Source organism: Maribacter sp. 1_2014MBL_MicDiv (genome assembly GCF_001865655.1).
GTDB lineage: Bacteria > Bacteroidota > Bacteroidia > Flavobacteriales > Flavobacteriaceae > Maribacter > Maribacter dokdonensis.
This window is the reverse complement of the sequence record NZ_CP011318.1, coordinates 3435770-3450766: the sequence shown is the minus strand read 5'-3', so window position 1 is coordinate 3450766 and position 14997 is coordinate 3435770. Positions and strand designations below refer to the sequence as shown.

Here is a 14997-nt window from a genome sequence, read left to right as displayed (position 1 = left end):
TAAAATCGGAAATTTTTAATGCTGCTGAGACAATTATCACTGATCAATTATAAAAATTTTGAATCTAAAGAACTTGCTTTTGATGCAAAAATAAATTGTTTTGTAGGCGCTAATGGTATAGGTAAAACAAACATCTTAGACGCTATTTATCATTTGTCTTTTGGAAAAAGTTATTTCAACCCAGTCTCTTCTCAAAACATTAGACATGGATCAGATTTTTTTGTGATTGACGGTACGTTTGAAAAAGAAGGTAGAGAAGAGAAAATCGTTTGCAGCCTTAAAAAAAACAACAAGAAAATAATTAAACGTAACGGTAAGGCTTATGAACGTTTTGCAGACCATATAGGTCTATTGCCGCTAGTTATCATATCTCCTGCAGATAGAGATTTGATCATTGAAGGAAGCGAAACACGAAGAAAATTCATTGACGGAGTCATTTCTCAATCAGATAAATCGTATTTACAAAACCTCATCAAGTATAATAAGGTTGTTTCTCAAAGAAATGCACTTTTAAAATATTTTGCGGCCAATAGAACTTTCAATAACGATACGCTGGCAGTTTATAATGAGCAATTGCATACTTATGGTTCTGAAATCTATAAAAAAAGAACTTCTTTCCTAGAAGCGTTTATTCCTATTTTTCAAGAACAATACAAAGCTATTACCGGCAATTCTGAAGATGTTTCCCTCTCTTATGAAAGTAAATTAAAAGATTATGATTTGCTTACGCTATTAAACAAAAATCTAGACAAAGACCGCGCCCTACAATATACAAGTGTTGGCATCCACAAGGACGACCTCAGCTTTGAGATCAGCCAATACCCAATCAAAAAATTCGGAAGTCAAGGCCAACAAAAATCATATTTGATTGCCCTTAAGTTTGCTCAATTTCATTTTATGAAATCTCAAAGTGGTACAACACCTATTTTAATTCTTGATGATATTTTTGACAAGCTAGATGAACATAGGGTCTCCCATATCATTACATTGGTGAACAATGAGAATTTTGGGCAAATATTCATTAGTGACACCCACGCCGACCGTACCGAGAGCATTGTTAAAAAAATTCATCAATCCTATAAAATATTTAAATTGTAATGATAAAAAAGCTTACTCTTATTCTCTCTCTATTTCTAATTTCTTGCGGTGCTAAAGTTGACAAAGACAAATTACACTTGCTAAATGGGTATTGGGAAATAAAAGAAGTTACCTTCGTAAATGGAGCAAAAAAAGAATACTCAATTAATAGTACGGTCGACTATATAAAGTTAGATTCGTTATCAGGATTTAGGAAAAAAGTAGATCCAAAATTTAACGGCACCTTTGAAACCTCAAACGACGCCGAAGCTTTTTTTATTAGAATTTCTAATGACTCTATTTTCATGAAATACACTAACAACTCCAACATATGGGAAGAAGTGTTGACCTCATTAGATGAGAAAAGTTTTTCGGTAAAAAATAGCGAAGGTGTCACCTATAGATATAATAGATTTGAACCTATAAACATAACCCCATAATGGCAAGCAGAGGAAACGAAAATACTTCAATGAAAGAGGCACTTTCTGCATTTATTCAAAAAAATAAATTAGAAAAAGGAATAGACAAAGTCGATGCAAGAGCTGCATGGGCTAAATTAATGGGTAACGGTGTAGACAACTATACTACAGAGATTGAGCTGAAATTTGGCACCTTGTATGTTTCTTTAAGTTCTTCCGTATTGCGCGAAGAGCTAAGCCTAGGCAAATCTAAAATAGTACGAATGATCAATGAAGAAATTGGAAAAGAAGTAGTGAAGAAATTGATACTTAGATAAACATCTATAATTGAATAAGACAAAAAAAGCCAGTTCTAAAGAACTGGCTTTTTAATTCATAAAAATATTGTCTTAGAAAATTTCTCTTCCTGCAAAGTGAAAAGCACCTTCAATAGCCGCGTTTTCGTCGCTATCAGAACCATGTACGGCATTTTCACCAATACTGGTAGCAAACATTTTACGTATAGTACCTTCTGCAGCATCAGCAGGGTTTGTAGCACCGATCAAAGCTCTAAAGTCTTCAACTGCATTTTCTTTTTCTAAAATTGCAGCTACAATTGGACCTCTGGTCATAAACTCTACCAATTCACCAAAGAAAGGGCGCTCTCTATGCACACCATAAAACTCTTGTGCATCCCTTAAACTTAACTGTGTATATTTCATCGCTACGATTTTAAAACCAGCAGCAGTAATTTTTTCTAAAATAGCCCCAATATGTCCGTTTTCAACGGCATCTGGTTTAATCATTGTAAACGTTCTATTCGTACTCATATCTTAATTTTTGCGCAAAAATACGTTTTTCCACATATCTCACAACTATTCATAGACTTGTTCTAATTGCCCTAACACATTTCCGTTATCACCAACTATTTTAAAATCAACCGTTTTAGCCTTAAAATCAAATTCCAATATTCCGAAACTTTCAGTATAAACTACCTCTCCAACTCTGTATTTATTAGGTTCACCAGAAAATTCCCTATACGCATGTGTGAGCCCGCTACTGGTAAAATCAATTAAAGGATAATCTATACCCTCTAGATTGATTTTTGAAAATTCAGAAATATGGCGGTCTCCAGATAACACAACAACACCTTTAGGCTTAGTATCCTCTATTAATTTTGCCAGCCTATCCACTTCATGCGGAAAATTCCCCCAAGCCTCAAAACCATGTTCCTGAGATAGATATTGAATACTACTTACAATAATGTTGAAGTCTGCAGTAGAGTTTTGCAACTCCTTTTCTAGCCAGTTCCATTGTGTATCACTTAAAATAGTACCTACACCATACTCATTTGGTTTAATTCTCTTATCCGTTTCGGTATCTGGTGTAAGTGGTGTTCTAAAATATCTTGTATCTAAAAGTATAACACGGATCTCATGACCATCAATTACATAATTTTTGGAATTATAAACCCCTTTACGCTTTCGCAACTCACTACTCTCAGGTACGTTCATAAAATTCAAAAACTCTTGCTGGCTGGCGGCTTTAGCCTTAAACTCAACACCTCCGTCATTCAACCCATAATCATGATCGTCCCATGTGCCTAAAACATCTGTTGTCTGAGCCAGTTTTCTATAACCAGGTTCATTCTTTTGTTGATCATACATAGCCCTCAAAGCTTTCATATCATCTGTATCTGCATAGATGTTATCCCCACCCCAGATCCATACATCTGGATCTGTATTAAGAATATCATCCCACAAAAGGTTAGGCAAATCAACCCTATTGCAAGATCCAAATGCAATTACAAAGTCTTTTTTTTCAGTTAAACTCTTTTTAGACGAACAAGAAACGAGCAGTATACCCCAAATTAAAAAAGCAATTTTTTTCATGTAAAATAGTTAAGTCTGGGTAAAATTAAGGTATTCCGTTTAAAGCCTATATTATTAAATTGTATCTTTGCCGCCATGAATTTAGAGCACTTGAACGCCCTTAAAAAGCTACTTTCATCACCAAAGAAAATAGCTATTATACCACATAAAAATCCTGATGGTGATGCCATTGGATCTACATTGGCACTTTGGCACTATTTATCCAACAATGGTCATTCAGCAACTATTGTAGTGCCCAACGACTTTCCAAAATTTTTAAAATGGATGCCCGGCGCACAACAGATATTAAATTTTGAAAGAGAAAATTCTCAATCCAAGACAGTAATCAACGAAGCGGATATAGTTTTCACACTAGACTTTAACCACTTAGGTCGCGTTGGTCAAATGAGCGAAATTTTAGAGTCGGCACAGGCTACTTTTGTGATGGTAGACCACCACCAAGAACCTTCTGACTATGCCAGTATCATGTATTCTGATGTAAGCATGAGCTCTACTTGTGAAATGGTATATGTACTCATAAATCAACTAGGTGATGAAAATAGCATCACTCCAGATATGGCAAACTGTATCTATACGGGAATTATGACAGATACTGGTTCGTTTAAATTTGCAGCAACCACAAGTAATACACATAGAGTTGTAGCAGACCTTATGGACAAGGGTGCTGAAGGCACGGAAATTCATCATCGAATTTATGACACCAACTCCCCAAGCCGATTACATTTATTAGGTTGTGCGTTAAAGAATATGGTCATTTTAAACGAATATGCTACGGCATATATAACTTTGAGCCAAGAAGAACTGGACAAATACAATTACCAAAAAGGAGATACAGAAGGTTTTGTAAACTACGGTTTAACCTTAGACGGTATTAAATTTGCCGTAATTTTTATTGAGAATAAAGAAGAAGGAATTTTTAAAATTTCTTTTAGGTCTGTTGGCGATTTTTCTGTCAACGACTTTGCAAGAAAACATTTTAATGGTGGCGGGCACACAAACGCCGCAGGAGGCAGAAGTGAAGACAATATAGTAGATACCATTGCCAAATTTACCGCGTTATTACCATTGTATAAGAATCAATTACAATCATGAGAATATTATCTATTCTATTTTTAGCCGTACTATTTAGCTGTTGTGATGGTCCTGAACCAAGAAAACCGGTACAGACCAAAAGCGGAAGCTTCTTTAAGGCATCTATAGAAAGAAGCCGAAAGTTGCTAGAAGCCGAAGAAAAGAAAATTCAGGCGATTATCGAGTTAGATTCATTAAAACATTACGATCATAGTAAATCTGGCTCGTGGTATCATTATTTAACAGTAAATGAAACAAGTGACTACACACCTAAAACGGACGATTTGGTTGTATTTACTTATGATATATTAACATTGGACAATGACACCATATACTCTAAGGAAGATATTGGTGTTGTTAATTACAAGGTAGATAAACAAGAATTATTCCTAGGCTTACGTGATGCCGTTAAAATGCTGAAAGAAAAGGAGCGCGCCACGTTTTTGTTTCCTTCCTCCATAGCCTTTGGTTATCATGGCGATGAAAATAAAATTGGCAGTAACGTTCCCCTTAAGTCTACCATAACAATTTTACAAATAGAAAAACAACAAGAAAATACAGTAAATTAAAATGACCATTATGATTAAAAAAATGTATTTGCTTGCAGTTATCGGTTTAATTATGACCAGCTGTAAGACTAGCAAAAGAGCAGACTTAGGTGACGGTTTATTCGCCGATATCAAAACCTCTAAGGGCGATATCATTGTTCGCCTAGAGCAAGAAAAAACACCCGTTACCGTCGCAAACTTTGTTTCTTTGGCAGAGGGTACAAATACTTTTGTGAGCGAAGAGTACAAAGACAAAAAATATTATGACGGTTTAACCTTCCATAGGGTCATGAAAGACTTTATGATTCAAGGTGGCGACCCATTAGGTCAAGGTACCGGAAACCCTGGGTATAAATTCATGGACGAGTTCAATGATTCTTTGGTACATGACAGAAAAGGTATTTTGTCCATGGCAAATTCAGGACCCGCAACAAATGGTAGTCAATTCTTCATTACACATAAAGAAACACCTTGGTTAAACAACAAGCATTCTGTTTTTGGTGAGGTCGTGGAAGGTATGGACGTCGTGGATTCAATTGCCAATGTACCTGTAGGAGCAGGCAACAAACCGGTAGAACCGGTTATTATGAACACTATAGAAATAATTCGCAATGGTAAAGAAGCTCGTAAGTTCGATGCTGTACAGATTATGACCGATTATTTTGATGGTGAAGAAGATAGACTGGCCGCCATAGAAAAGGAAAAAGCTGAGAAATTAGCTGCAGTGCAAAAAATAAAAGATGAGTTTGCAGCATCAATGGATGCTCAAAAAGCAAAAGCTAAAACGTTGCCATCCGGACTTAAGGTATTGACTTTAGAAAACGGTACCGGAGAAAAGCCAGCAATTGGTAATAAAGTCAATGTTATGTATGCCGGGTATTTAATGGATGGTACCTTATTTGACAGTAACTATCAAGAAATAGCAGAAAAATATGGTGCTTTCGATGAAAGAAGATTGCAAGGTGGTGGCTACATGCCGGTACCAATGGACTATTCTCCTGAATCTCGTTTAATTGCGGGCTTTAGAGAAGGTCTTTTAACCATGAAGGTTGGTGATAAAGTACGTTTATTTATTCCGTCTCATTTAGGCTACGGTGAACAAGGTGGCGGACCAATACCGCCAAATGCAGATTTGATCTTTGATCTTGAAATAACAGGTTTAACGGAGTAATAACTCCTCAGAATCAAAAAAGCCCTTTACTGATATCACTAAAGGGCTTTTTTATTTAAAATAGAATTTCTAATTGGTACGTTTTAAAACTTCTAGAAGTAAACTCCAGAACTTTTGAACAGAAGTTATACTTACACGCTCATCTGGTGAATGCGCCCCTAAAATAGTTGGACCAAAACTGACCATATCCATTTCTGGATAATTTTGACCTAAAATACCACACTCCAAACCTGCATGACAAGCTACCACTCTAGGCTCATCTTTAAATAAACTTACATATGTATCTTTTACTACAGTAAGAATCTCAGAATTAGGATTAGGGTTCCATCCAGGGTAATCTCCACTAAATTCAACATCAAATCCACTTAATTCAAACGCCGATCGTAAAGAATTGGCTAAATCCAATTTTGCCGAATTTACCGAAGAACGGGTTAAACAACCAATGGTTATCTTACCATCTTCTACCTTTACCTTCGCAATATTGTTTGAGGTCTCTACCAAGTCATCAATTGCCCCACTCATGGCATACACACCATTTTGTGCTGCATAAATGGCTTTGACCATTTTTTCTTGCGCACCTAGACCCATCACTCTTTTAGCTGGTTTTATATCTTCAACCTCAATAATCAAATTCGGCTCTTGTTCTTTTAGTTCCTGAATGATAACATTGGACAGTTCTTTTACTTTCTTTAAAAAACTATCTGCCTGTTTACGTACAATATTCAATTTACAAACACTTTCCCTGGGAATAGCATTTCTTAGACTACCACCATTTAAAAAGCTAACGCGTACATTATGGTCTAACCCCAAGTATAGTAAACGGTTCATTATTTTATTGGCATTACCCCTGCCCCTATGAATATCCATTCCACTATGACCACCGGTTAAACCTTTAACGGTAATTTGAAATCCCGCATCGCCATGTGTGCCCTCTTTTTCATTATATGTTCCAGTAGCGGTCACATCTATTCCTCCGGCACAACCAATATCAATTTCATCGTCCTCTTCAGTGTCTAAGTTTAAGAGTATCTCCCCTTTTAAAACTCCCTCCTTTAATGCAAATGCCCCCGTCATACCCGTTTCTTCATCTATAGTGAACAAAGCTTCTAGTGGTGGGTGAGGTATATAATTACTTTCTAAAAGCGACATAATAGCGGCAACGCCCATACCATTATCAGCACCCAACGTAGTACCTTTTGCTTTAACCCAATCTCCTTCAACGAACATTTCTATGCCTTGGGTATTAAAATCAAATTCAGTATCCGCATTCTTTTGATGCACCATATCCAAATGACTTTGAAGGGTGATCATCTTTTTACCTTCCATACCTTCGGTAGCCGGTTTTCTAATAATAACATTACCTGCTTCATCAGAAAAAGTTTCCAAGCCCAGTTTACTTCCAAATTCCAACATAAACGCAATTACCTCTTCTTCCTTTTTAGATGGTCTTGGCACTGCATTAAGCTTAGAAAAATTCCCCCAAACAGATGTGGGTTCTAGTTTATTGATTTCCATTCTACAATTTTCATGGTTAGATACCACAAAAGTACTCATAGAAAAAGGATTTCGCTATTTTTGGGTTAATGAAGATATCCTTTAAAACCTCCGTTGCCTTAACTATAATTCCTCAAATTATTGTTGTGAAATGGCTTGCTACCCGCACAGATTTAGTTGAACAATATTATAGCACAGGCATTTACCCCGTTATCTCTAATTTCTTCAGGCTTTTATTTGGGTGGATTCCTTTTTCCATTGGTGACCTTTTATATTTCACATTGACATTTCTTGCCTTGTTTTATTTAGTTAGAAAAAGAAAACACATTTGGCGACATAAGTTGAAATTCTTGGAAAACGTGGGTATGGTACTAGCCGTTGTTTATTTTACGTTTCATATTATGTGGGGCATGAACTACTACAGGGAACCCTTATCCCATAAATTACAACTTACCCCTAATAAAGAATATACCGACCTTTTAAAGCTTACAGAATTATTGATTCAAAAGACCAATGAATCTCAAGTATTCATTACCAAAGATTCTAGCTTAGCGGTAAAGATTCCCTACTCACAAAAAGAGATATTCAACAAAACCATAGATGGCTATAAACACCTTAAAACTATTCATCCGTTTCTTACCTATAACCATCCTAGTTTGAAAAAATCATTGTTCAGTACCGGACTCACGTATATGGGTTATGCGGGGTATTTAAATCCATTCACGAACGAAGCTCAGGTAAATGACCTATTGCCCAATTTTAGATTTCCTTTTGTTGCAGGTCATGAAGTAGGACATCAATTGGGGTATTCCGCTGAAAACGAAACAAACTTTATTGGCTACTTGGTCACATCTAACAACAAAGATCCATATTTTAAATATGCTGCCTACGCCTATGCCCTTGGTTATTGTTTAAACGATGTTAGGCGAATTAATAAAGAAGATTTTGACAGAATTATGTTGGCGCTAAATGATGGTGTAAAAAAGAACTTTCAAGAAATGGCCATTTTCTGGAATTCTTATGAAAACCCTATGGAACCTGTCTTTAAATCAATTTTTGATACGTTTTTAAAAGCTAACAATCAAAAAGAAGGTATAAGAAGCTATAACGCCGTGGTTCTATTTTTGGTTGCTTACCACAAAAAGCATCCGCTTTAATCTACCTTCAAAAGTTCGTGATCTTAGAGCTTTATTTCGGGTCATTTTATAAAATATTAAGAAAATAATCATTATTTCTAATTACGGATATTTCAACTGTTAAACAAAAGTGAAATACACCGTATTTAGTGTATAATCCGTGTATTTTTAGAATACTAATTCAAACCAAACGTAATGAAAAAACTATTCTTTGCACTATGCCTACTCGGGTATGGTTCATTTTTAACTGCCCAAGATTATTTTCCGGAAAATGCCGGAGTAAAGGTCAACAATAACAATTATACCGCCTTTACCAACGCTAAAATCTATGTAACTCCAACACAAGTAATCGAAAAAGGAACTTTATTGATCCAACATGGAAAAGTGGTCAATGCATCAAGCAATGTCAATATTCCTAAAAATGCCGTGGTAATTGACTTGCAAGGCAAATCAATATATCCATCATTTATAGATGTATACTCAAAATTTGGGGTAGAACAAGCCAAAAGACAACCAGGTCGTGGAAGATCCACCCAATATGAACCTTCTAGAGAAGGATATTATTGGAATGATCATATTATGCCGGAAAATAAGGCAATAGAAAAATTCACTTATGATGATAAGGAAGCCAAAACACTTAGAGCAGCTGGTTTTGGTGTAGTTAACTCTCACATTCATGATGGTATTGCCAGAGGTACAGGTGTGCTTATAGCTTTAAATGGAAAGGGCACCAATGCCAATAGAATTTTAGATCATCGTTCTGCGCAGTATTTTTCACTAAGCAGAAGTATCACTAAAGCACAATCTTACCCAAGTTCACTAATGGGAACATTAGCATTATTAAGACAAATGTATAGTGATGCAGATTGGTATGCTAAAGGGAACGCCACCACAACAGATCTTTCTTTAGAAGCATTGAACAGCAATAAAAGTTTGGTTCAGATTATTGAAGCCAAGGACAAATCGCACGACTTACGTGCCGATAAAATTGGCGATAGTTATGGTGTACAGTACACTATTTTAGGCGGTGGAAACGAGTTTGAACGTATTGAGGAAATTAAGGCCACCAATGCAAAATTCATTATACCTATAAATTTTCCAGATGCGTATGATGTATCTAACCCATATGCGGTTGACTATGTTTCTTTACAGGATATGCGTTATTGGAACCAAGCCCCATCTAACCCAAAAGTGTTAGCGGATAACGGAATAAAATTTTCGCTTACTACATATGATTTGAAATCTCCGGCTAATTTTAAGGAGAAATTGATAAAAGCTATAGATTACGGTCTTTCATCGACCAAGGCATTAGAAGCGCTAACAACCGTTCCTGCAGAAATTCTAGGAAAATCAAATGAAATAGGGGCATTAAAGACAGGCTACCTTGCCAACTTTTTAATTACATCTGGCGACATTTTTGACAAAACTACCACCTTGTACGAAAACTGGGTACAGGGAACAAAAAGCGTTATCAACGCTATGGACGTTAAAGACATTCGTGGGGATTACCAATTAATGGTTCAAGGAAAATCTTATGACGTAGTTATTTCAGGAGATATTTCAAAACCTAAAATTGAAGTTAAGCAAGACACGACCAAACTAAGTTCTAAAATTGCATATGACAACAATTGGGTAACCCTTTCATTCGCTACAGATAAGGGTGAAAAAACCTATAGAATGATTAGTGCCGTTACCAATACATCAGATAACCTATCTGGGCGATTGGTTTTACCAGACGGAACCGAATCTAAATTTACGGCAACCAAATCAAAATCTTTTACCGAAAAAGAAACTGATAAAGAGAAAGCTGACAAATCTATACAGGTGGTACCAGTAACCTTCCCTAATGTTGGGTATGGCTTTGCCGCTAAACCAAAGGCACAAAATACCTTGTTCAAAAATGCTACGGTATGGACTAGTGAAGAAGCAGGTATTTTAAAAAACACTGATGTGCTGGTCAAAAACGGTAAAATAGTAAAAATAGGTAAAGACTTAGGTGCAGGTGGCGCTACGGTATTAGATGCTACAGGCAAACATTTAACCGCTGGTATTATAGATGAGCATAGCCATATTGCGGCGTTATCGGTAAACGAATCCGGTCAGAACAGTTCAGCAGAAGTTAAAATGGAAGATGTGGTAGACCCAGAGCATATGGGTATTTATAGATCACTTGCTGGCGGAGTTACCTCATTACAGTTACTGCACGGTTCCGCTAACCCTATTGGTGGTAGATCGGCTTTATTAAAATTAAAATGGGGAGAAGAAGCTGATGGATTGATCTATGACAATTCACCTAAATTTATAAAGTTTGCTCTTGGTGAAAATGTAAAACAAAGTAACTGGGGTAGTTTTTCGCGTTTTCCTCAAACACGTATGGGTGTAGAACAGCTGTACATGAACTATTTCCAAAGAGCCAAGGAATATGACACCAAAAAGAAAAATGGTGAGCCATATCGTTATGATGAGGAAATGGAGGTTCTAGCCGAAATATTAAACGGTGAACGCTTTATAAGCTGCCACTCCTATGTACAAAGTGAAATCAATATGATGATGAAAGTTGCAGAGCACTTTGGATTCAGAATCAATACTTTCACCCACATTCTAGAAGGCTATAAAGTAGCCGATAAAATGGCGGAACATGGTGTTGGCGCAGGAACGTTCAGTGACTGGTGGGCGTATAAATTCGAAGTAAATGATGCTATACCTTACAACGCGGCAATTATGCAAAAACAAGGGGTTGTAACTGCCATAAACAGTGATGACAGAGAAATGATAAGAAGGCTGAACCAAGAAGCTGCCAAGACTATAAAGTATGGTGGCATGACGGAATTGGAAGCTTGGAAAATGGTTACCATAAACCCTGCTAAACTATTACACCTAGATGACCGTGTTGGTAGTATCAAAGAAGGTAAGGATGCTGATTTGGTATTGTGGTCCGGCAGTCCGTTATCGGTTTATTCAAAAGCGGAAAAAACAATGATCGAGGGTATTACCTATTTTGATTTAGAGACCGACAAAAAAAATCGTGAGGCCATCAAAAAAGAAAGAAATGAATTGGTCACTATGATGCTTAAAGAAAAAAGCAGCGGTAAAAAAACCCAAGGTCCTAAACAAAGTGTAAAAAGAGATTTCACTTGCGAAAGCCTTTAATAGTATAAGAAGTATTCAAAATATATAAAACTTTAAAAATGAAAAAATTAATAACCTTGATCATTGCCCTTGGCTTGGTATTACCGACCCTTGCGCAGCAGACACCGGGCAACAAACAAACCGAAGCTATTACCATTGAAGGAGCAACGGCTCATTTGGGTAATGGAGAAGTCATTGAAAGTTCACTTATAATGTTCGAAGATGGCAAGATTACCTTTGTGGGTGATTCTAAAATGAGAATTGCAAGAAAAGGCAAAGTAATAGATGCAACAGGCAAACATGTTTATCCTGGCTTTATAGCACCAGCGAAAACATTGGGACTGGTTGAGATCGATGCCGTGAGAGCTTCAAAAGATGAAGATGAAATTGGCGATTTTATTCCACATGTTAGAAGCTTAATAGCTTACAATGCAGAATCTAAAGTAGTAGAAAGCATGAGACCCAATGGAGTTTTAATTGGGCAAATAGCACCTTCTGGTGGTTTAATTTCAGGCACTTCAAGTATTGTACAGTTTGATGCATGGAATTGGGAAGATGCCGCTATAAAGGTTGATGACGGTATTCATTTAAACTGGCCAAGTACCTTTAAGCAAGGTCGTTGGTGGGCAGGTGAAGACCCAGGCTACAAACCAAACAAAGACTATCCGGAACAAATAGAGACCATTGCTACCTTTCTAAAAAATTCAATAGCATATGGTAAATCAACTCCTAAAGAGGTAAACCCGGCTTATGCTGCCATGAAAGGTATTTTCGACGGTACCCAAAAACTATATGTTCATGCAGATGACGAAAAACAAATTATAGACGCTGTAAACACTTTAAAAACAAATGGTGTAAAAGAAGTTGTATTGATCGGTGGATACCATGCCTATAAAATTCCCGAATTTTTAAAGAGTAATGATATTCCTGTTTTGGTTCAGTATACGCATAATCTTCCAGTGTTTGATGATGATGATTATGACCTTCCCTACAAACTTCCCAAATTGTTAGTAGATGCTGGTTTGTTAGTGGGAATTCAAAATTCAGAAGCGGTAAACTTTCAAACTAGGAATTTACCTTTCTATGCGGGTCAAGCCGCGCAACAGGGGTTGGACAAGGAAAAAGCCGTTCAACTACTGACCGGAAATACAGCCAAAATTTTAGGTATTGATGACCAATATGGCACTTTAGAAAACGGTAAGAGCGCTACTCTATTTATTTCTGAAGGTGATGCTCTTGATATGGCCGGAAACATTTTAACCCACGCTTTCATAGACGGTAGAACAGTTTCTTTAGAGACACACCAAACTGAACTTTGGAAACGCTACATGGGTAAATACGAAGGCAAATAATTCCCAATTACAACATTGAACAAAAGAGACTGCCTTATTCAGGGCAGCCTCTTTTATTTAGTATATTCTATACAATTATCTCTTAGCCAGCACATATCCTAAATATCCCATTGGCATATAGGCTACAATAATATCTAAAGCCGTAAACCACATTGGTCCGCCAAGCATAGCTATATTGACCGTACCTCCTATCAAAAAAAACAACCCTACCAAAAGTGCCATAAGCATTTTTTTACCAGCAGCGATTTTAGCGGCTACGAAAGCTCCTACTAATGTACCTAACGCATGTGCCAAAAAAGGAAAGATAAAATGTTTGGGTTCAAACAAATGCATTGTTGACTTTAATCCTTCCATAGTAGTAATGTCTCCTCCTTCAGGTGGTGGAATAATAGAACCACTTATCATAATTATTCCCATATTCACCATACTGCCTATAATAACTCCGGCAACGACAGCCAAAACGTTTTTTAATATTGGATTCATATCAAAAGATTTAATTGGTTACTATCTGGTCTTAACAAAGCGTACCACCTCTCCTACTTCATAAGTATTTTCCTTTGGCTCTAAACAAACAAAACCATCGGCCTTGGTCAAACTGGTTAAATCACCTGAGCCATTTTCTATGACCGGTGCCCCCCAAACAACTCCTTCTTTCAACTCCGTTTTCACATGTATAAATCTAGTTAATGGCGGTACTATTTTTAAAGGAACACCTAGCTTAATATACAAATTTTCTATCTGAATACCCCAAGAAGCATACAACCACGGTAAAAAATAAAGATGATAATTAGCAAAAGTAGAGACAGGATTACCGGGGAATGAAAAAACCACAGTCTTTAATTTAGCATGTACACCAAACCAAAAAGGTTTCCCGGGTCTTTGTGCTACCCTATGAAACACCTTTTCTACACCAAGGGATTCCATAACATCCGGAATAAAATCAAACTTACCCTTAGATACGCCTCCACTTAATAACAGAACGTCATTTTTAATCAGCGCCTTCTCCAATGCAGTTTTAATACTTTCTTTATCATCTAAAAGGTGTAACGAATTTGAAAGTATTGTACCGTTCAATAATGCCGCCTCAATGGTCAGCATATTTGATTTTCTAATTTGATGCGGTTCTGGCAACTGGTCAACCTCAACCAATTCATTACCGGTTGCTATGGTACAAATGTTCGGGTTCACTTTTACCTTTACCACAGATTTACCCACAGAAGCCAGAACACCTATTTCAGCAGGTGTAATCTTAATTCCTTTAGAAAGAACTACGGCACCCGCCTTTTCGTCACTGCCTTTGTAGTGAATATTTTGGCCTTTGGTAACTATTTCGTTAATGGTAACCTTGTTATCTTTAATAGTGATATGTTCATACATAATCACGGTATCGCAATGTTTAGGAACTACCGCACCCGTCATGACCTCTAAACAATGATTTGTATCATTTAAGGTTTGTTGGGCAACACCTGCCGCAGCTACCCCTTCTATAGTATAAGCATGCCCGTTTTCCAACAAACTTGAAAACTGAACAGCAATGCCATCTTTGGTTGCCCGATCAAAAGGTGGAAAATCACGATCTGCAAGAACATCTTCAGCTAAAACTCTATTTAAGCTGTCTATCAGTTTCACCTTTTCTGCTCCCAAGTCTAAGCGATGATCAATTACTTTTTCAAATGCTTCTTTAAATGTAATCATAGAATTAAAGGTAAAATTATAATGTAAACTTCTA

The 14997-nt window shown here is 36.8% G+C and carries 14 protein-coding genes; 9 read left to right on the top strand and 5 right to left on the bottom strand.

What is annotated here, in order from left to right:
* The first annotated feature begins 18 nt into the window (after positions 1–18).
* Genes recF through YQ22_RS14565 form a run of 3 tightly spaced genes read left to right on the top strand, consistent with a single transcriptional unit; the run spans position 19 to position 1813 of the window.
* Complete coding sequence (recF, locus tag YQ22_RS14575) at positions 19–1098, top strand: DNA replication/repair protein RecF (RefSeq protein WP_071341766.1); 1080 nt, start codon at positions 19–21, stop codon at positions 1096–1098.
* Positions 1098–1517 (top strand): lipocalin family protein, encoded by a 420-nt coding sequence (locus tag YQ22_RS14570; protein ID WP_071341765.1) that lies wholly within the window; start codon positions 1098–1100, stop codon positions 1515–1517. Before recF ends, YQ22_RS14570 begins: the two co-directional genes overlap by 1 nt.
* A complete protein-coding gene (locus YQ22_RS14565) occupies positions 1517–1813 on the top strand; it encodes a DUF721 domain-containing protein (protein WP_058103334.1) in 297 nt (98 codons plus the stop codon). Before YQ22_RS14570 ends, YQ22_RS14565 begins: the two co-directional genes overlap by 1 nt.
* Before the next feature lie 72 nt (positions 1814–1885).
* Here the strand turns inward: YQ22_RS14565 and YQ22_RS14560 are convergent, their stop codons facing one another.
* Entirely contained in the window at positions 1886–2305 is a 420-nt protein-coding gene (locus tag YQ22_RS14560; protein WP_071341764.1) for a nucleoside-diphosphate kinase, read from the bottom strand.
* A 45-nt stretch (positions 2306–2350) separates the two neighbouring features.
* Complete coding sequence (locus YQ22_RS14555; protein ID WP_071341763.1) at positions 2351–3367, bottom strand: alkaline phosphatase D family protein; 1017 nt, start codon at positions 3365–3367, stop codon at positions 2351–2353.
* 75 nt (positions 3368–3442) lie between these two features.
* Here YQ22_RS14555 and YQ22_RS14550 point away from each other — a divergent pair, with 75 nt between their 5' ends.
* Genes YQ22_RS14550 through YQ22_RS14540 form a run of 3 tightly spaced genes read left to right on the top strand, consistent with a single transcriptional unit; the run spans position 3443 to position 6157 of the window.
* Positions 3443–4459, top strand: coding sequence for a DHH family phosphoesterase (locus YQ22_RS14550; protein WP_071341762.1), 1017 nt, complete (start codon positions 3443–3445; stop codon positions 4457–4459).
* Complete coding sequence (gene gldI, locus YQ22_RS14545) at positions 4456–5007, top strand: gliding motility-associated peptidyl-prolyl isomerase GldI (protein WP_071341761.1); 552 nt, start codon at positions 4456–4458, stop codon at positions 5005–5007. Before YQ22_RS14550 ends, gldI begins: the two co-directional genes overlap by 4 nt.
* A 13-nt stretch (positions 5008–5020) precedes the next feature.
* Complete coding sequence (locus YQ22_RS14540) at positions 5021–6157, top strand: peptidylprolyl isomerase (RefSeq protein ID WP_083414340.1); 1137 nt, start codon at positions 5021–5023, stop codon at positions 6155–6157.
* Between the two features lie 69 nt (positions 6158–6226).
* Here the strand turns inward: YQ22_RS14540 and YQ22_RS14535 are convergent, their stop codons facing one another.
* On the bottom strand, positions 6227–7711 hold the full coding sequence (locus YQ22_RS14535) for an aminoacyl-histidine dipeptidase (RefSeq protein WP_232231202.1): 1485 nt from the start codon (positions 7709–7711) through the stop codon (positions 6227–6229).
* A gap of 29 nt (positions 7712–7740) precedes the next feature.
* Between YQ22_RS14535 and YQ22_RS14530 the strand changes: the two genes are divergently transcribed.
* The 3 genes from YQ22_RS14530 to YQ22_RS14520 all read left to right on the top strand — a co-directional run bounded on the left by YQ22_RS14530 (position 7741) and on the right by YQ22_RS14520 (position 13268).
* Positions 7741–8808, top strand: coding sequence for a DUF3810 domain-containing protein (locus tag YQ22_RS14530; protein WP_071341760.1), 1068 nt, complete (start codon positions 7741–7743; stop codon positions 8806–8808).
* Positions 8809–8982: 174 nt separating this feature from the next.
* Entirely contained in the window at positions 8983–11937 is a 2955-nt protein-coding gene (locus tag YQ22_RS14525) for an amidohydrolase family protein (protein ID WP_071341759.1), read from the top strand.
* A gap of 38 nt (positions 11938–11975) precedes the next feature.
* A complete protein-coding gene (locus YQ22_RS14520; RefSeq protein ID WP_071341758.1) occupies positions 11976–13268 on the top strand; it encodes an amidohydrolase family protein in 1293 nt (430 codons plus the stop codon).
* 75 nt (positions 13269–13343) lie between these two features.
* On the opposite strand, the gene YQ22_RS14515 is transcribed toward YQ22_RS14520, so the two are convergent.
* Both YQ22_RS14515 and YQ22_RS14510 read right to left on the bottom strand, forming a co-directional pair.
* Positions 13344–13751 (bottom strand): hypothetical protein, encoded by a 408-nt coding sequence (locus tag YQ22_RS14515; protein ID WP_058103342.1) that lies wholly within the window; start codon positions 13749–13751, stop codon positions 13344–13346.
* 21 nt (positions 13752–13772) lie between these two features.
* A complete protein-coding gene (locus YQ22_RS14510; protein ID WP_071341757.1) occupies positions 13773–14963 on the bottom strand; it encodes a molybdopterin molybdotransferase MoeA in 1191 nt (396 codons plus the stop codon).
* Positions 14964–14997 lie beyond the last annotated feature (34 nt).